This window comes from Agromyces sp. S2-1-8, assembly GCF_021129215.1.
Taxonomy (GTDB): Bacteria; Actinomycetota; Actinomycetes; order Actinomycetales; family Microbacteriaceae; genus Agromyces; species Agromyces chromiiresistens.
In genome coordinates, this window is the sequence record NZ_JAJOLP010000001.1 from 2,540,860 (window position 1) to 2,558,389 (window position 17,530).

The 17,530-nt window shown below is 69.9% G+C and carries 15 protein-coding genes; 10 read left to right on the forward strand and 5 right to left on the reverse strand.

The annotated features are described in order from the left end of the window. The first annotated feature begins 101 nt into the window (after positions 1 to 101). The 10 genes from uvrA to LR269_RS11620 all read left to right on the forward strand — a co-directional run bounded on the left by uvrA (position 102) and on the right by LR269_RS11620 (position 11,438). Positions 102 to 2,993 carry an excinuclease ABC subunit UvrA gene (uvrA, locus tag LR269_RS11575; RefSeq protein WP_231430929.1) on the forward strand — a complete coding sequence of 964 codons (2,892 nt, stop codon included), beginning with the start codon at positions 102 to 104 and terminating at the stop codon, positions 2,991 to 2,993. Positions 2,994 to 3,000: 7 nt separating this feature from the next. Further along, entirely contained in the window at positions 3,001 to 4,914 is a 1,914-nt protein-coding gene (uvrC, locus tag LR269_RS11580) for an excinuclease ABC subunit UvrC (RefSeq protein WP_231430930.1), read from the forward strand. Positions 4,915 to 4,945: 31 nt separating this feature from the next. Further along, on the forward strand, positions 4,946 to 5,824 hold the full coding sequence (gene rapZ / locus LR269_RS11585; protein WP_231430931.1) for an RNase adapter RapZ: 879 nt from the start codon (positions 4,946 to 4,948) through the stop codon (positions 5,822 to 5,824). A 31-nt stretch (positions 5,825 to 5,855) separates the two neighbouring features. After that, the gene (whiA, locus tag LR269_RS11590; RefSeq protein ID WP_231430932.1) at positions 5,856 to 6,836 is read left to right on the forward strand and encodes a DNA-binding protein WhiA; all 981 of its coding nucleotides are present in this window, start codon (positions 5,856 to 5,858) and stop codon (positions 6,834 to 6,836) included. A gap of 140 nt (positions 6,837 to 6,976) precedes the next feature. Next, a complete protein-coding gene (locus tag LR269_RS11595) occupies positions 6,977 to 7,603 on the forward strand; it encodes a superoxide dismutase (protein WP_231430933.1) in 627 nt (208 codons plus the stop codon). A 93-nt stretch (positions 7,604 to 7,696) separates the two neighbouring features. Further along, positions 7,697 to 8,701: a type I glyceraldehyde-3-phosphate dehydrogenase gene (gene gap / locus LR269_RS11600; protein WP_231430934.1), complete on the forward strand. Its 1,005-nt coding sequence runs from the start codon at positions 7,697 to 7,699 to the stop codon at positions 8,699 to 8,701. A gap of 11 nt (positions 8,702 to 8,712) precedes the next feature. After that, positions 8,713 to 9,927, forward strand: a complete 1,215-nt coding sequence (gene pgk / locus LR269_RS11605; RefSeq protein ID WP_231430935.1) for a phosphoglycerate kinase — start codon at positions 8,713 to 8,715, stop codon at positions 9,925 to 9,927. Continuing rightward, entirely contained in the window at positions 9,918 to 10,706 is a 789-nt protein-coding gene (gene tpiA / locus LR269_RS11610) for a triose-phosphate isomerase (protein ID WP_231430936.1), read from the forward strand. Before pgk ends, tpiA begins: the two co-directional genes overlap by 10 nt. 102 nt (positions 10,707 to 10,808) lie before the next feature. Continuing rightward, positions 10,809 to 11,060, forward strand: a complete 252-nt coding sequence (gene secG / locus LR269_RS11615; protein WP_231430937.1) for a preprotein translocase subunit SecG — start codon at positions 10,809 to 10,811, stop codon at positions 11,058 to 11,060. Positions 11,061 to 11,072: 12 nt separating this feature from the next. Continuing rightward, positions 11,073 to 11,438 carry an RNA polymerase-binding protein RbpA gene (locus tag LR269_RS11620; RefSeq protein ID WP_231430938.1) on the forward strand — a complete coding sequence of 122 codons (366 nt, stop codon included), beginning with the start codon at positions 11,073 to 11,075 and terminating at the stop codon, positions 11,436 to 11,438. Positions 11,439 to 11,511: 73 nt separating this feature from the next. Here the strand turns inward: LR269_RS11620 and pgl are convergent, their stop codons facing one another. Genes pgl through tal form a run of 5 tightly spaced genes read right to left on the reverse strand, consistent with a single transcriptional unit; the run spans position 11,512 to position 17,507 of the window. Then, positions 11,512 to 12,282 carry a 6-phosphogluconolactonase gene (pgl, locus tag LR269_RS11625; protein ID WP_231430939.1) on the reverse strand — a complete coding sequence of 257 codons (771 nt, stop codon included), beginning with the start codon at positions 12,280 to 12,282 and terminating at the stop codon, positions 11,512 to 11,514. Continuing rightward, the gene (locus LR269_RS11630) at positions 12,279 to 13,238 is read right to left on the reverse strand and encodes a glucose-6-phosphate dehydrogenase assembly protein OpcA (protein WP_231430940.1); all 960 of its coding nucleotides are present in this window, start codon (positions 13,236 to 13,238) and stop codon (positions 12,279 to 12,281) included. The genes pgl and LR269_RS11630 overlap by 4 nt, the downstream gene beginning before the upstream one ends. After that, a complete protein-coding gene (gene zwf / locus LR269_RS11635; RefSeq protein WP_231430941.1) occupies positions 13,235 to 14,776 on the reverse strand; it encodes a glucose-6-phosphate dehydrogenase in 1,542 nt (513 codons plus the stop codon). The genes LR269_RS11630 and zwf overlap by 4 nt, the downstream gene beginning before the upstream one ends. 20 nt (positions 14,777 to 14,796) lie before the next feature. Further along, entirely contained in the window at positions 14,797 to 16,401 is a 1,605-nt protein-coding gene (locus LR269_RS11640; protein WP_231430942.1) for a glucose-6-phosphate isomerase, read from the reverse strand. Beyond that, positions 16,398 to 17,507 (reverse strand): transaldolase, encoded by a 1,110-nt coding sequence (gene tal, locus LR269_RS11645; protein ID WP_231430943.1) that lies wholly within the window; start codon positions 17,505 to 17,507, stop codon positions 16,398 to 16,400. Before tal ends, LR269_RS11640 begins: the two co-directional genes overlap by 4 nt. Between the last annotated feature and the right edge of the window lie 23 nt (positions 17,508 to 17,530).

The window sequence follows — 17,530 nt, forward strand, 5'->3', positions numbered from 1 at the left end:
CAGTCTCGACGGGGGCGCCCGCCGGTCCGATTCGAACATCTGTTCGCCGACAGCGCATCGGTCGAGGCATCCGTGTCGGTGGGTCTCTCTAGACTCGAAGGGTGCCAGTTTCACGTCTCGATGCCCATTCGCGCCTGAGTGTCCGCGGTGCCCGCGTGCACAACCTGCACAACGTCGACGTCGAGATCCCGCGCGACGCGATGGTCGTGTTCACAGGCCTCTCGGGTTCGGGCAAGTCGTCGCTCGCGTTCGACACGATCTTCGCCGAGGGGCAACGACGCTACGTCGAGTCGCTGTCGGCATACGCCCGGCAGTTCCTCGGGCAGGTCGACCGGCCCGACGTCGACTTCATCGAGGGCCTGAGCCCCGCCGTGTCGATCGACCAGAAGTCGACGAACCGCAACCCCCGCTCGACGGTCGGCACGATCACCGAGATCTACGACTACATGCGACTGCTGTGGGCGCGCATCGGCGTGCCGCACTGCCCGGTCTGCGGCGAGAAGATCCAGCGGCAGACGGTGCAGCAGATCGCCGACCGGCTGATGGAGCTCGAGGAGGGCACCCGGTTCCAGGTGCTGAGCCCCGTGGTGTCGAAGAAGAAGGGCGAGTTCGTCGACCTCTTCCGCGAACTGGCGGCGCAGGGCTATTCGCGTGCCGTCGTCGACGGCGAACTCATCCGCCTCGACGAGCCGCCGAAGCTCAAGAAGCAGATCAAGCACGACATCTCCGTCGTCGTCGACCGGCTCGTCGCCGGGCCCGACGTGCTGGGCCGGCTCACCGACTCGCTCGAGACGGCGCTCCGGCTCACCGACGGCCTGGTGCAGGTCAACTTCGTCGACGAGTCGGGTCCCGACGCCTGGCACACCTTCTCCGAGAAGCTCTCGTGCCCGAACCAGCACCCGATCCAGCTCACCGAGATCGAGCCGCGCACCTTCTCGTTCAACGCGCCGTTCGGCGCCTGTCCCGAGTGCTCCGGCCTCGGCACGCGCATGTCGGTCGACGAAGAGCTGCTGCTCGGCGACCCGGCCCTCTCGATCACCGACGGCGTCATCCTCCCGTGGACCTCGCAGGGCAAGAGCCTCTACAACTACTACGAGAAGCTGCTCGACGGGCTCGCCCGCGACCTCGGCTTCTCCCTCGACACGCCGTGGGCCGAGCTCCCCGACGAGGCACGGCAGGCGGTCCTGCGCGGGCAGAACTTCGAGGTCAAGGTGCGCTGGCGCAACCGGTACGGCCGTGAGATGAGCTACACCTCGGGCTTCGAGGGCGTCGTGCCGTACATCGAGCGGCAGTACCTCCAGGCCGAGACCGACGTGCAGCGGGCGCGGTGGGCCGAGTACCTGCGCGAGGTGCCCTGCCCCGTGTGCGACGGCAAGCGGCTGAAGCCCGAGGTGCTGTCCGTGCTGATCCACGATCACAGCATCGCCGACGTCGGCCTGCTGAGCCTCACCGATGCGCGCGCATTCATGGACCGCCTCGAGCTCACCGATCGCGAGCAGGCCATCGGCGCCCAGGTGCTGCGCGAGATCAAGGTCCGCCTCGACTTCCTCATCCGGGTCGGCCTCAGCTACCTCGACCTCGCGCGCGCCGCCGGCACCCTCTCCGGCGGCGAGGCGCAGCGCATCCGCCTCGCCACGCAGATCGGCTCGGGCCTCACGGGCGTGCTGTACGTGCTCGACGAGCCGAGCATCGGCCTGCACCAGCGCGACAACCGGCGTCTCATCGACACCCTCGTCGCGTTGCGCGACCTGGGCAACACGCTCATCGTCGTCGAACACGACGAAGACACCATTCGCACGGCCGACTGGATCGTCGACATCGGCCCCGGGGCCGGTGTCAACGGCGGTACCGTCGTGCACTCCGGCAGCTACGACGACCTGCTGAAGAACACGCGCTCGCTCACTGGCGACTACCTGTCCGGCCGCAAAGAGATCGCGACCCCGGCGCGACGCCGGCCGATCGACCGCGACCGCATGATCTCGGTGCAGGGCGCCGCGGCGAACAACCTCCGCGGCATCGACGTCGAGTTCCCGCTCGGAACGTTCACGGCGGTGACCGGCGTGAGCGGCTCGGGCAAGTCGTCGCTCGTCAACGACATCCTCTACCGCGTTCTCGCGAACAAGCTCAACGGCGCACGCAAGGTCCCGGGCAAGCACCGCCGGGTGACCGGCCTCGAGCAGCTCGACAAGGTCGTGCACGTCGACCAGGCGCCGATCGGGCGCACACCGCGATCGAACCCCGCGACCTACACGGGCGTGTTCGACCGCATCCGCACGCTCTTCTCCGAGACGACCGAGGCCAAGGCCCGAGGCTACCTTCCGGGGCGGTTCAGCTTCAACGTCAAGGGCGGGCGCTGCGAGGCGTGCTCGGGCGACGGCACGATCAAGATCGAGATGAACTTCCTGCCCGACGTCTACGTCGCGTGCGAGGTGTGCGGCGGCAAGCGGTACAACCGCGAGACGCTGCAGGTGCACTACAAGGGCAAGAACATCGCCGAGGTGCTCGAGATGCCGATCTCCGAGGCGGCCGAGTTCTTCGAACCGATCTCGGCGATCCACCGCTATCTCAAGACGCTCGTCGATGTCGGACTCGGCTACGTGCAGCTCGGACAGAGCGCGACGACGCTCTCGGGCGGCGAGGCGCAGCGCGTGAAGCTGGCGACCGAGCTGCAGCGACGGTCGAACGGCCGCAGCGTCTACGTGCTCGACGAGCCGACGACCGGCCTGCACTTCGAAGACGTGCAGAAGCTCCTCCGGGTGCTCGGCAAGCTCGTCGAGAAGGGCAACACCGTGATCGTCATCGAGCACTCGCTCGACGTCATCAAGTCGGCCGACTGGATCATCGACCTCGGGCCGGAGGGCGGCTCGGGCGGCGGCCAGGTCGTCGCCACCGGCACTCCCGAGCATGTCGCGACGGTCGCCGAGAGCCACACGGGCTACTTCCTCCGCGAGATCTTCGACGCCGCCGCCGAGCGCGCCGACGTCGCCAGCTGAGCCGATGGTGAGCGCGCGACCGAGCTCCGACACGGTTCCGTACCGCCCGAAGCCGGGCGAGATCCCGACGAGTCCCGGCGTGTACCGCTTCCGCGACGCCGACAGGCGGGTGCTCTACGTCGGCAAGGCGAAGAACCTGCGGGCGAGGCTCTCGAACTACTTCGCTCCGCTGAGGAGCCTCCACGAGCGCACCCGGCGCATGGTCACGAGCGCCTCGTCGGTCGAGTGGACGGTCGTCGGCAGCGAGGTCGAGGCGCTCCAGCTCGAGATCACGTGGATCAACGAGTTCCATCCCCCGTTCAATGTCCGCTTCAAGGACGACAAGTCGTACCCGTACCTCGCCGTGACGATGGCCGACGAGGCGCCGCGCGCCTTCGTCACGCGCAATCGCAAGATCCGCGGCGCCCGCTACTTCGGGCCGTACCCGAAGGTGTGGGCGATCAACGAGACGCTCGAGATCCTGCTGAAGCTCTTCCCGATCCGCACGTGCAAAGACAGCGACTACCGGCGGGCGATGGCGAGCGGCAAGCCGTGCTTCGCCGGTCAGATCGGTCGCTGCTTCGGGCCGTGCTCAGGGCTCGTCACCATCGAGGAGCACCGCGAGAACGTCGACCGCTTCGTCGGGTTCATGCAGAATCAGGACCGGCGCATCGTCGGCGAGCTGACCGATCGCATGCAGGCCGCCGCCGCCGCGCAGGAGTACGAGGCAGCCGCCCGCTACCGCGACCGCCTGCAGGCGGCGAACGCCTTCTTCGAGAAGAGCGCGGTCGTGCTCGGCGACAAGGTCGACCTCGACGTCTTCGGCGTCGACCACGACGAGCTCGCCGCCGCCGTCCAGCTGTTCATCGTCCGGGGCGGTCGAGTGCGCGGCGTGCACTCGTGGACCGTCGACAAGGAGCTCGACGTGCCGCTCGGCGACCTCGTCGACTCGATCGTGCAGAACGCCTACGCCGATGGGCTGACTCCGCCGGCCGAGGTCGTCGTTCCCGAGCTCCCCGACGACGCTGCGGCGCTCGAGGACTGGCTGGGCGCGACCGCCGGACGGAAGGTGCGCCTGCGGGTGGCGCAGCGCGGCGACAAGGCCTCGCTCCTGCAGACCGCGACGCAGAACGCACGCCAGACGCTCATGCTCTACAAGACCCGTCGTAGCGCCGACTTCACGACGCGCTCGCGTGCCCTCGAAGACATCCAGGAGGCGCTCGGCATGGCCGATGCGCCGCTCCGGATCGAGTGCTACGACGTCTCGCACCTGAGCGGCACCAACATCGTGGCATCCATGGTGGTCTTCGAAGACGGCCTGCCGCGCAAAGACGAGTACCGCCGGTTCACGATCCCGCAGTCGAGCGACGACACCGACTCGATCCATCAGGTGCTCACCCGACGGTTGGCGTACCTCGCGAACGCGTACGAGGCTGCGGCCGAGCGCAAGGGAGACGCCGGCGACGCTCCCGAGCGGCGCAAGAAGTTCGCCTACCCGCCGAACCTGCTCGTCGTCGACGGCGGGCAGCCGCAGGTCGCGGCCGCGGAGCGCGCCCTGCGGGAGTCGGGAGTCCAGGGCATCTACCTCTGCGGCATCGCGAAGCGTCTCGAGGAGATCTGGACGCCCGAGAGCGACTTCCCGGTCATCCTGCCGCGCAACAGCGACGCGCTCTTCCTGTTCCAGCGGGTGCGCGACGAGGCCCATCGGTTCGCGATCACGCACCAGCGGCAGCGTCGCAAGCGCGACATCGGGTCGGTGCTCGCCGAGATCCCGGGCCTGGGCCCCGCCCGGGTGAAGGAGTTGCTGCGCCATTTCGGCTCGGTCGCGCGGTTGCGTGCGGCCGACGAGCACGCCATCGCCGAAGTGAAGGGCATCGGCCCGACGCTCGCGGCGACCGTCCACGCGCAGCTGCACGCCGATCCCGCGCCCGCACCCCGCTAGGCTGGTGTGTCGGTACGAGAAGGGGGCTGGCATGGCGGCGGGGGAGCCCGAGCGGCAGGAGATGCTCATCGTCACGGGGATGTCCGGTGCCGGACGATCGACCGTGGGCAATGCGCTCGAGGACCTCGGCTGGTACGTCGTCGACAACCTGCCGCCGCAGATGCTGCGCCCGCTCGTCGAGCTCGTCGAACGAGCCGGCACGTCGCTGCCGCGCATCGCGGCGGTCGTCGACATCCGCGGCCGTGACTTCTTCGCCGAGCTCCAGGACATCATCCAGGCGCTGCGCACCGGCGTGAACGTCCGCGTCGTCTTCCTCGACGCGAACGACGCGGTGCTCGTGCGGCGTTTCGAGGCGGTCCGCAGGCCGCACCCCCTGCAGGGCAACGGCACCCTCCTCGACGGGATCGGCGCCGAACGTGCTCGCCTCGCGACCCTTCGCGAGGCGAGCGACTTCGTCGTCGACACCTCCGACCTCAACATCCACCAACTCGCCAACCTCATCACCGAGACGTTCGCCGACGCCGACCATGCGGGCCTCCGGGTGACGATGCAGAGCTTCGGCTTCAAGTACGGTGCTCCGACCGACGCCGACCTCATCGCCGACGCCAGGTTCCTGCCCAATCCGTTCTGGAATCCCGAACTGCGACACCTCACGGGCGAAGACGCCCCGGTGCGCGACTTCGTGCTCGGCCAGCCGGGCGCCATGGAGTTCATCGACGCCTACGCCAAGGCGCTCGAACCCGTCCTCGCCGGCTACCAGCGAGAGAACAAGCGGCACGCGACGATCGCGATCGGCTGCACGGGCGGCAAGCACCGCTCGGTGGCGATGGTCCGAGAGCTGAGCGAGCGCGTCGCGAACATGCCCGGCGTCGTCGTGAGCGTGAAGCATCGCGACCTCGGTCGCGAATGACGCCGGGCCCGCAACACAGATTGGAACACAGGTGCCATTGACCGCTGATGTGAAAGAGGAGCTCGCCCGCGTCGAGGTCTCCAAGACGAGCGTACGAGTCGCGGAACTCGCGTCCGTGCTGCGCTTCGCCGGCGGACTCCACATCATCCAGAACCGCATCGCGATCGAAGCGGAGCTCGACTCGAAGACGGTCGCCAAGCGCGTCACCCGCGATCTCGGCGAGATCTACGGTGTTCGTCCCGACGTCTCGGTGATCTCGCCGTCCGGTGTCCGCCGCACCAACCAGTACCTCATCCGCGTGCTCGACGGCGGCGAGACCCTCGCCCGTCAGACGGGGCTGCTCGATGCGCGTCGCCGGCAGGTGCGCGGCCTCCCGAACAAGCTGACGACGGGCTCGCGCGACGAGATCGCCGCGGTCTGGCGCGGCGCCTTCCTCGCGCAGGGGAGCCTCACCGATCCCGGCCGCTCGGCCGCGCTCGAGATCACCTGCCCCGGCAACGAGACGGCGATGGCGCTCGTCGGGGCGGCCGGGAGACTCGGCATCTCCGCCAAGGCGCGCGAGGTGCGGGGCGTGCACCGCGTCGTCATCCGCGACGGAGAGGCGATCAGCGCGATGCTCTCGGCCATGGGGGCGACCGGCACCGTCCGCAACTGGGAGGAGCTCCGCCAGCGCCGCGAGGTGCGGGCGACGGCCAACCGGCTGGTCAACTTCGACGACGCGAACCTGCGCCGGTCGGCCCAAGCCGCAGTCGCCGCGTGCGCGCGGGTCGAGCGGGCGATGGAACTGCTCGGCGACGACATCCCCGACCACCTGCGCTACGCCGGCGAGCTCCGGCTCGCGCACCGCGATGCGAGCCTCGACGAGCTCGGCCACCACGCCGACCCGCCGATGACGAAGGACGCCGTCGCCGGACGGATCCGGCGACTGCTCGCGATGGCCGACAAGCGTGCCGCCGACCTCGGCGTCCCGGGCACCGAGGCGAGCCTGCCTGCTGATCTCGACGAGGTCTGAGCCCCAGTCGTCCTTCCCGCCGTTGCCCCGCGTGACGAGCCCCGATGGCGGCGTCGGGGTCGGGCATAGACTCGGGAGAGCGGCCGTGGAGACCCGGGTGAGACGCCCGGGTGCCCCGGCGCGTCTGACAAGGAGAAGCAATGGCTGACTACACCCTCCCCGATCTCGCCTACGACTATTCGGCGCTCGAGCCGGCGATCAGCGGCACGATCATGGAGCTGCACCACTCGAAGCACCACCAGGCGTACGTGACCGGCGCGAACACCGCGCTCGCCCAGCTCGCCGAGGCGCGCGACTCGGGCAACCTCGCGAACGTCAACAAGCTCGAGAAGGACCTCGCGTTCAACCTCGGCGGCCACGTCAACCACTCGATCTTCTGGACGAACCTGTCGCCGAACCGCGGCGACAAGCCGACCGGAGAGCTCGCCGCCGCGATCGACGACCAGTTCGGCTCGTTCGACAAGTTCCAGGCCCACTTCACCGCGACGGCGCTCGGCGTGCAGGGCTCGGGCTGGGCCGTGCTGGCGTGGGACTCGCTCGGTCAGCGCCTGATCATCGTGCAGTTCTTCGACCAGCAGGGCAACCTGCCGGCCGGGATCGTTCCGCTCCTCATGCTCGACGTCTGGGAGCACGCGTACTACCTCGACTACAAGAACGTGCGCGCCGACTACGTCAAGGCGTTCTGGACGATCGTCGACTGGGAGAACGTCCAGCAGCGCTTCACCGCAGCTGGTGAGAAGACCTCAGGGCTGCTGCTACTGTCGTAAATCGGATGGTGTCCCCGGCATCGTCCGGGGACGCCGTCGTCCGATCCGTCCATCCGTGAAACGGCGCGATCCGCGCCACGTCAGGAGACATCCGTGTCTGTAAAGATCGGCATCAACGGCTTCGGCCGTATCGGCCGCAACTACTTCCGCGCGGCACTCGCCCAGGGCGCCGACCTCGAGATCGTCGCGGTGAACGACCTCACCGACAACAAGACGCTCGCCCACCTCCTGAAGTTCGACTCGGTCACGGGCCAGCTCGACGCCACCGTCGAGTACGACGACGAGCACATCATCGTCGACGGCACGCCGATCCGCGCCTTCGCGGAGCGCGACCCCGCGAACCTCCCGTGGGGCGACCTCGGCGTCGACATCGTCATCGAGTCGACGGGCTTCTTCACGAAGGCCGCCGACGCGCGCAAGCACCTCGAGGCCGGGGCGAAGAAGGTGCTGATCTCCGCACCCGCGACCGACGAGGACGCGACGTTCGTCATGGGCGTGAACGAAGACACGTACGTGCCCGAGCGCCACCACATCATCTCGAACGCCTCCTGCACCACGAACTGCCTTGCGCCGCTCGCCAAGGTGTTCAACGACGCGTTCGGCATCGAGCGCGGTCTCATGACCACGGTGCACGCCTACACCGCCGACCAGAACCTGCAGGACGGCCCGCACAAGGACCTGCGTCGCGCACGCGCCGCGGCGATCAACATCGTGCCGACCTCGACCGGCGCCGCCAAGGCGATCGGGCTCGTGCTGCCCGAGCTCGTCGGCAAGCTCGACGGCTTCGCCCTCCGCGTGCCCGTGCCGACCGGCTCGATCACCGACCTCACCGTGACGGCCTCGCGCCCCGTGACGGTCGACGAGATCAAGGCCGCCTACAAGGCCGCCGCCGAGGGGCCGCTGAAGGGCATCCTCAAGTACTCGGAGGACGAGCTCGTCTCCTCCGACATCGTCTCCGACCCGCACTCGTCGATCTTCGACGCCGGACTCGTGCGCGTGATCGGCGACCAGGTGAAGCTGTCCGCCTGGTACGACAACGAGTGGGGCTACTCCAACCGCCTCGTCGACCTGACCGAGTACGTGGCCGACCGGCTCTGAAAGCGAGAAACGTGACCCTGCGAACCATCTCCTCACTCGGCGACCTCGCGGGCAAGCGCGTCGTCGTCCGCTGCGACCTCAACGTTCCGTTGAACGACGGGGTCATCACGGACGACGGCCGCGTGCGCGCGTCCGTCCCGACGATCGACGCCCTGCGCTCGCAGGGCGCCCGTGTGATCGTCATCTCCCACCTCGGTCGCCCCGACGGCGCGCCCGACCCCAAGTACAGCCTGGCGCCCGTCGCCTCGCGGCTCGGCGAACTGCTCGGCGCCCCCGTCGCGTTCGCGACCGACACGGTCGGCGAGGATGCTTCGGCGAAGGCGGCGGCGCTCGGCGACGGCGACGTGCTCGTGCTCGAGAACCTGCGCTTCAACCCGGGGGAGACCTCGAAGAACGAGGCCGAGCGCACCGCGTTCGCCGGTGAGCTCGCGGCCTTCGCCGACGCGGTCGTCTCCGACGGCTTCGGCGTCGTGCATCGCAAGCAGGCGAGCGTGTACGAGCTCGCCGAGCTGCGCCCGAGCGCCGCGGGACTGCTGATCGCCGCCGAGCTCGACGTGCTCGACCGGCTCACCGAGAACCCCGAGCGCCCGTACACGGTCGTGCTCGGCGGTTCGAAGGTCTCCGACAAGCTCGGGGTCATCGCCCACCTGCTGCCCCGTGTCGATCGCCTCCTCATCGGTGGCGGCATGCTGTTCACGTTCCTCGCCGCCCAGGGGCACAAGGTCGCGTCGAGCCTGCTCGAGGCCGACCAGATCGACACCGTCAACGGCTACCTCGCCGAGGCCGCCGAGCGCGGGGTCGAACTCGTGCTGCCGACCGACGTCGTGGTCGCGGCATCGTTCTCGGCCGATGCGGAGCACGTCGTCACCCCGGCCGACGCGATCGAGGAGACGCCGTTCGGTGCCTCCGGGCTCGGCCTCGACATCGGTCCCGAGACGGCGGCGCGGTTCGCCGAGCTCGTGCGCGACTCGAAGACGGTGTTCTGGAACGGCCCGATGGGCGTCTTCGAACTCGCCCCGTTCGCCGCCGGCACCCGTGCGGTGGCCGAGGCGCTCACCGAGGTCGACGGCCTCAGCGTCGTCGGCGGAGGCGACTCGGCCGCTGCCGTGCGCGTGCTCGGCTTCGACGACGAACGATTCGGACACATCTCGACGGGCGGGGGCGCGAGCCTCGAATTCCTCGAGGGTAAGAAGCTCCCCGGACTGGAGGTCCTCGGATGGCAGTGAAGCGCACCCCGTTCATCGCAGGCAACTGGAAGATGAACCTCGACCACCTGCAGTCGATCGCGTTCGTGCAGAAGCTCGCGTGGGCGCTCGGCGACGCGAAGCACGACTTCGCCGACGCGGAGGTCGCGGTCTTCCCGCCGTTCACCGACCTGCGCAGCGTGCAGACGCTCGTCGCAGCCGACTCGCTGTCGATCGGCTATGGCGCGCAGGACCTGTCGAAGCACGACTCCGGCGCCTACACGGGTGAGATCTCGGGCGCGTTCCTGAAGCAGCTCGACTGCGGGTACGTCATCATCGGCCACTCCGAGCGGCGCACGCTGCACGGCGAGACCGACGACGACGTGAACGCGAAGGTCATCGCCGCCCACCGCCACGGCCTCGTGCCAGTGCTCTGCGTCGGTGAGACCGCGGACGACCTCGAGGCGCACGGTGCCAGCGCGGTGCCGGTCGCACAGCTGCGCGCGGCGCTCGAGGGCGTCGATGCGGCCAAGGGCCTCGTCATCGCCTACGAGCCGGTCTGGGCGATCGGATCGGGTCAGGCGGCGACGCCCGCCCAGGCCGAACAGGTCGCCGCCGCCCTGCGCGCGGTGCTCGCCGAGATCGCCGGCGACGAGATCGCCGCGTCGACCCGCATCCTCTACGGCGGATCGGTCAAGGCGGCCAACATCGCCGCGTTCCTGCGCGAGCCGAACGTCGACGGTGCGCTCGTGGGCGGTGCGAGCCTCGACATCGACGAGTTCTCGAGCATCGTCCGCTTCAAGAAGCACGTCGGCGCCTGACCCGCGTCGGGGGTCGGCGCGAGTCTCCGACCTCCGATGCCGCGCCCGGCTATACTCGATTGTCGGCATCGACCCCCTGCGTCGTGCCCGGAAAGGTTCACCGTGGAGATTCTCCAAGTCGTGCTCGAGGTGCTGCTCGGCCTCACGAGCCTGCTGCTGACGCTGCTCATCCTGCTGCACAAGGGTCGCGGCGGCGGTCTGTCCGACATGTTCGGCGGTGGCGTCACCTCGAGCCTGGGTGCGTCGGGCGTCGCCGAGCGCAACCTGAACCGCATCACGGTGGTGCTGGGCCTCGTCTGGATCACGTGCATCGTGATCCTCGGGCTCATCACGAAGTTCCAGACCGGCGCCTGACGAGGAGGAGACATGGCATCAGGCAACAGCGCCATCCGCGGCTCCCGCGTGGGAGCCGGACCGATGGGCGAGCAGGACCGCGGCTTCCACGCCGATCGCGTCGCGATCAGCTACTGGGACGCCCAGGGCAACGAGACCGTCCGGTACTTCGCGGCGAACCTGCCCGAAGAGGAGATCCCCGACGTCATCGACAGCCCGTCCACGGGGCTGCCGGCTGGTCGTGACCGTGAGAATCCTCCCGCGGTGACCAAGCTCGAACCGTACAAGACCCACCTCGCGTACGTGAAGGAGCGTCGTACCGAAGACGAGGCGGCCGCGCTGCTCGACGAGGCGCTCACCCAGCTCCGCACCCGGCGCGGGCAGCTTCCCAAAGACTGATTTCGCTCCCTGGGCGACGAGAACGGGGCGGGCCATCGGCCCGCCCCGTTCGTCGTGCGTGGGGTGATCCGCGTCAGTACTCCCGGGCGATGAGCGCCTCGGGCACCTCGGCCGCGGCGTCGCGGTCGACGAAGAACACGGTGCGCCGGCGTCCCTTGATGCCGGCGACCGGCACCTCGTCGCGGCTCGCGCCGGCGAGTGCGAGCCCGAGGGCGGAGGCCTTGTCGGCACCCGCGAGCACCATCCATACGCGCTGAGACGCGTTGAGCACCGGGCGGGTGAGGCTGAGGCGCTCGGGCGGCGGCTTCGGCGAATCGCGCACGGGGATGACCGTCTGGTCGGCGACCTCGATGCCCGACCGGTGCGGGAAGAGCGAGGCGATGTGTCCATCGGGTCCGACGCCGAGGAACGTGATGTCGAAGATCGGGTGCTCGGCGCCCTCGGCGGCATGGTCGGCCAGCTCGGCCGCGTACTCGACGGCGGCCTCGTCGAGCGTCAGTCCGGAGTCGGAAGCCGGGAACGGATGCACGTTCTCGTCGGGGAGGTCGAGATCGTCGAGGAGGGCGTCGCGCGACTGGCGATCGTTGCGATCGGCATCGCCGTGCGGAACCCACCGTTCGTCGCCCCACCAGAAGTGCACGCGCGACCAGTCGATCGACATGCGAGCGGGGGAGGCGGCCACGGCCTCGAGCACGGCCGAGCCCATCGACCCGCCCGTGAGCACGACGTGCACGACGGGCTGCGCGTCGAGCAGGTCGAGCGTCTTCGTGATGAATCGCGCGGCCACCGCGCCGGCGAGCGTCGCCTTGTCGGGGTGCACGAGCACCCGGCGTTCGTTCGTCACTCGATCTCCTCCGCACCGTCGTCGGCGAGGAGCCGGAGCCCCTTCGCGATGACTTCACCGTACAGCTCGTCGGGGTCGAGTCGGCGCAGCTCATCGGCGAGGCAGTCGCGAAGGCTGCGTCGGGGGAGCGCGACGTCGTGCAGCGGCTGGTCGGGCTGACGCAGCGTCGCAACTCCCGGCACGTCGCGCACGAGCTCGATGGGGCCGCTCGGGCGATCGAGCCGCACACCGTGGATGCCGTGCGACCCCTCGTCGACGCCGGTGAGCTCGACCTCGGTCGAGCAGCCGAGCTGCAGCCGCAGCCAGGCGCCGAGCAGGGTCGTCGACGGCGAGTCGATCGCGCCCGACACGTGCACCGCGGTGATCGGCTCGTAGGGCGGCTGGTCGAGCACGGCGGCGAGCTGGGCCCGCCAGAGCGTGAGCCTCGTCCACGAGAAGTCGGCGTCCCCGGGGGTGTAGCTCGCCGCGAGCGCATGCAGGGCCGCCTGCGGATCGGGCTGGGTCGAGGCATCCGTGATGCGTCGCTGCGCGATGCGCCCGAGCGGTGAGCGCCCGGGCACCGCCGGCGCGGCGCCGGGCCACCACGTGACCACCGGGGCGTCGGGCAGCAGCAGGGCCATCACGAGGCTCTCCTCGTAGCGCGCGGCGTCGCCGTGCGCGCGGAGGATGATGACCTCGCTCGCACCCGCGTCGCCGCCCACCCGGATCTCGGCGTCGAGTCGGGCTTCGATCGCATCGGAGTCGGTACCGGGCTCGATCGAGACCACGATGACGCGCATCGGATGCTCGCGCGAGGCGTCGTTGGCCGCCTCGATGGCCTCCTCCTCGGCGTCGGGCGTGGTGGCGATGACGAGCGTGAGCACCCGGCCGAGGGCGACGACGCCGCCGTCCTCCCGGATCTTCACGAGCGTCTTCGAGACCTGGCTCGTGGTCGTGTCGGGCAGTTCGACGATCATGGGCGTCTCCAAGTGCGTCCGTCGCGGGCGAGCAGCTCGTCGGCCGAGCTCGGCCCCCAGGTGCCGGGCCGGTACTGTTCGGGCTGACCCTGGGTCGCCCAGAACTCCTCGATCGGGTCGAGGATCTTCCAGCTGAGCTCGACCTCCTCCTGGCGGGGGAAGAGCGGCGGGTCGCCGAGCAGCACGTCGAGGATGAGCCGCTCGTACGCCTCGGGGCTCGCCTCGGTGAACGCGTGGCCGTATCCGAAGTCCATCGTGACGTCGCGCACCTGCATGCCGGCACCCGGAACCTTCGAGCCGAACCGGATGGTGACGCCCTCGTCGGGCTGCACGCGGATGACGAGCGCGTTCTGGCCCAGCTCGGAGGTCTGGCTGTCGGCGAAGAGCTGCTGCGGCGCCCGCTTGAACACGACGGCGATCTCCGTGACGCGACGCCCGAGGCGCTTGCCGGCACGCAGGTAGAACGGTACGCCGGCCCAGCGCCGGGTTCCGATCGTGAGCTTCATCGCCGCGTAGGTCTCGGTCGTCGAGGCGGGGTTCATGCCGTCCTCCTCGAGGAAGCCGACGACGTGCTCGCCACCCTGCCAGCCGCCCGAGTACTGACCGCGCGCGGTGCCCGTCGCGAGGTCCTCGGGGATGCGCACGGCGGCAAGGATCTTCTCCTTCTCAGCGCGCAGGTCGGCGGCGTCGAACGAGATCGGCTCCTCCATCGCGGTGAGCGCGAGCAGCTGCAGCAGGTGGTTCTGGATGACGTCGCGGGCCGCGCCGATGCCGTCGTAGTAGCCGGCACGACCGCCGACCCCGATGTCCTCGGCCATCGTGATCTGCACGTGGTCGACGTAGTTGGTGTTCCAGATCGGCTCGTACAGCTGGTTGGCGAAGCGCAGGGCGAGGATGTTCTGGACCGTCTCCTTGCCGAGGTAGTGGTCGATGCGGAAGACCGAGTCGGGCGGGAACACGCTCGCCACGACGTCGTTGAGCTCGCGCGCCGACGCCAGGTCGCTGCCGAACGGCTTCTCGATCACGACCCGCCGCCACTGGCCGTCGCGCTGCTCGGTGAGGCCCGAGCGCTTGAGCTGCTCGGTGACGAGCGGGAACGACTTCGGCGGGATGGACAGGTAGAACGCGTGGTTGCCCATCGTGCCGCGTTCGCGGTCGAGCGTCGCGACGACGTCACGCAGGCGGTCGAACGCCGCGTCGTCGTCGAACGTCCCGGTGACGAACCGGATGCCTCGCGCGAGCTGCTGCCAGACGTCCTCGCGGAACTCGGTGCGGGCGTACTCCTTCACGGAGTCGTGCACGATCTGTGCGAAGTCCTCGTCCTCCCAGTCGCGGCGGGCGAACCCGACGAGCGCGAAGCCCGGGGGCAGGAGCCCGCGGTTCGCGAGGTCGTAGACCGCCGGCATCAGCTTCTTGCGCGAGAGGTCGCCCGTCACGCCGAAGATGATGAGGCTCGACGGCCCCGCGATGCGGTTGAGCCGGTAGTCCTTGGGAGATCGGAGGGGGTTGTGGTGCGCCGAGATCTCTGCCGAAACCACGTGCCGGTCCTTTCGTTCGGTCACCCGATGGCGTCGATGAGCGGGCCGAGGTTCGCGGCCGGGTCGGTGAGCGTCAGTGTGAGCACCGGGCGCCCGTGCTCGGCGAGCACGCTCGCGTCGCCGGAGGCCTGGGCTGCGATGAGCTGCCCGAAGGTGAACGGGCGCTCGGGGATGGCGAGGTCGTCGACCGGCGTCTGCGTGATCTGCAGGAACACGCCGACCGCGGGGCCGCCCTTGTGGAACTGGCCCGTCGAGTGGAGGAACCGCGGGCCCCATCCGAAGGTGACGGGGCGACCGGCTCGCGCCGCGATGAGGTCGCGCAGCTTCGCGACCTCGGGGTGGGCGACCCGGTCGACGTAGGCCTGGATCGACACGTAGCCGTTCGCCGGCAGCTCCTCCAGCAGGACGTCGACGGCCGAGACGAGGTCGCTCGCGGCGCCGATCACCTCAGGGGTGCCGCGCACCTCGATGCCGTCGGCGACGAACGCGGCGGGCTCGGGTGCCGGACGCGCGTCGAGGAGGCCGCGCGCGGCGACCTTGGCCGATTCGACGTCGGGCTGGTCGAACGGGTTGATGCCGAGGAGACGCCCCGCCACGGCGGTCGCGTACTCCCACACGAGCAACTGGGCGCCGAGCGTGCCCGACACGCGGATGTCGCCCGACCGGTCGTGGGTGAAGATCGAGTCTCCTGCGTCGTCGACGAGGCGCACGACCTGCAGGTCGGGGAGCGACTCGCCGAGCTCGGGGGCATCGGCGTCGAGCACGACGGGCAGGATGCCGGTGCCCTCCTTGCCCGTGGACTCGGCGATCAGCTGCTCGGCCCAGTCGGCGAACCCGACGATGTGGGTGCCGTCGGCGACGATCGCGAGCTTGTCGCGCAGCGGCGCGGTCGCGGCGATCGCGGCGCCGAGCACGAGTCCGGGGTTGTCGGGCGTATCGATCGCGAGCGAGAGCTCGATGGTCTCGGCCTCGTCGAGGATCTCCGCGATGTCGACGCCCGCGAGGCCCGAGGGCACGAGGCCGAAGGCCGTGAGCGCCGAGTAGCGGCCGCCGACGTTCGGGTCGGCGTTGAAGACGCGGTATCCGGCCGCGCGGGCCGACTCGTCGAGCGGCGAACCCGGGTCGGTCACGACGATGATGCGGTCGGTCGGATCGATGCCGGCGTCGCGGAACGCCTGCTCGTAGGCCCGGCGTTGGCTGTCGGTCTCGACGGTCGAGCCCGACTTCGACGAGACGACGAGGGCGGATGCCTCGAGCCGGTCGCCGAGCGCGGCGCGGACCTGCCCCGGCTCGGTGGAGTCGAGGACCGTGAGATCGACGCGTGCGGTGCGCGTGATCACCTCGGGTGCGAGCGATGAGCCGCCCATGCCGGCGAGCACGATGTGGCGCACGCCGGCGGCCTCGAGTTCGTCGCGCAGGGCTTCGATCTCGGCAACGAGCGGGCGCGAGACCGCGACGGCCTCCGTCCAGCCGAGGCGCTTGCCGGCCTCCTCTTCGGCCGCGGGGCCCCAGAGCGCGGGGTCCTGCGCGGTGATGCCGCTCGCCACGAGGTCGGCGACGAGTGCCGGGACCGTGCGGCGCACCGCATCGGCGGCCGCGCCCGAGACGGAGATGCGGAAGCTCATCGGGCGGCCTCCAGCGCGGTGCGCACGGAGTCGAGCAGCTCGCCCCAGGAGACGTTGAACTTCTCGACGCCCTCGCGCTCGAGAAGTGCGGTGACGTCGTCGTAGTCGACGCCCACGGTCGCGAGCGCGTCGAGCACCTCGCCGGCGCCGGCGTAGTTGCCGGTGACGGTGTCGCCCTCGACGACGCCGTGGTCGAACGTCGCCTCGAGCGTCTTCTCGGGCATCGTGTTGACGACGCCGCGGGCGACGAGCTCGGTCACGTAGAGCGTGTCGGGCAGCGTCGGGTCCTTGACACCGGTCGAGGCCCAGAGCGGACGCTGGAGGTTCGCACCGGCGGCGATCAGCGCCTGGGCGCGCTCGGTCGCGAACTGCTCCTCGAACAGCTCGTACGCGAGCCGGGCGTTCGCGACGCCCGCCTTGCTCTTGAGGGCCAGCGCCTCGGGCGTGCCGATGGCGACGAGCCGCTTGTCGATCTCGGTGTCGACGCGGGAGACGAAGAACGAGGCGACCGAGTGGATCTGCGACAGGTCGTGACCCGCCGCCTTCGCCTGCTCGAGGCCGGAGAGGTAGGCCTCGATGACCTCGCGGTGGCGGTCGAGGCTGAAGATGAGCGTGACGTTGACGCTGATGCCGGCGCCGATCGTCTCGCGGATCGCGTCGAGGCCCTCGACGGTCGCGGGGATCTTGATCATCGCGTTCGGCCGGTCGACCTTCGCCCACAGGGCCTTCGCCTGGGCGACGGTGCCCTCGGTGTCGTGGGCGAGACCGGGCTCGACCTCGATCGAGACGCGGCCGTCGACGCCGCCGGTGCGGTCGTAGACGGGCCGCAGCACGTCGGCCGCCGCGCGCACGTCGTCGGTCGTGATGTCGAACACCGCGGTGTTGACGTCGGCGCCCGCGACGGCGAGCTCGTGCAGGTGCTCGGTGTAGCCGTTGCCCGCGGTGAGCGCGTTCGCGAAGATCGTGGGGTTCGTGGTGACGCCGACGACGTTGCGCTCGGCGATGAGGCGGGCGAGGTCGCCCGTCACGAGGCGCTCGCGCGAGAGGTCGTCGAGCCAGATGCTGACGCCGGCCTCCGAGAGGGCGGCGGTGGGGGAGCTGGTCATGGGGTGTCTCCTCTTCTGGCTCG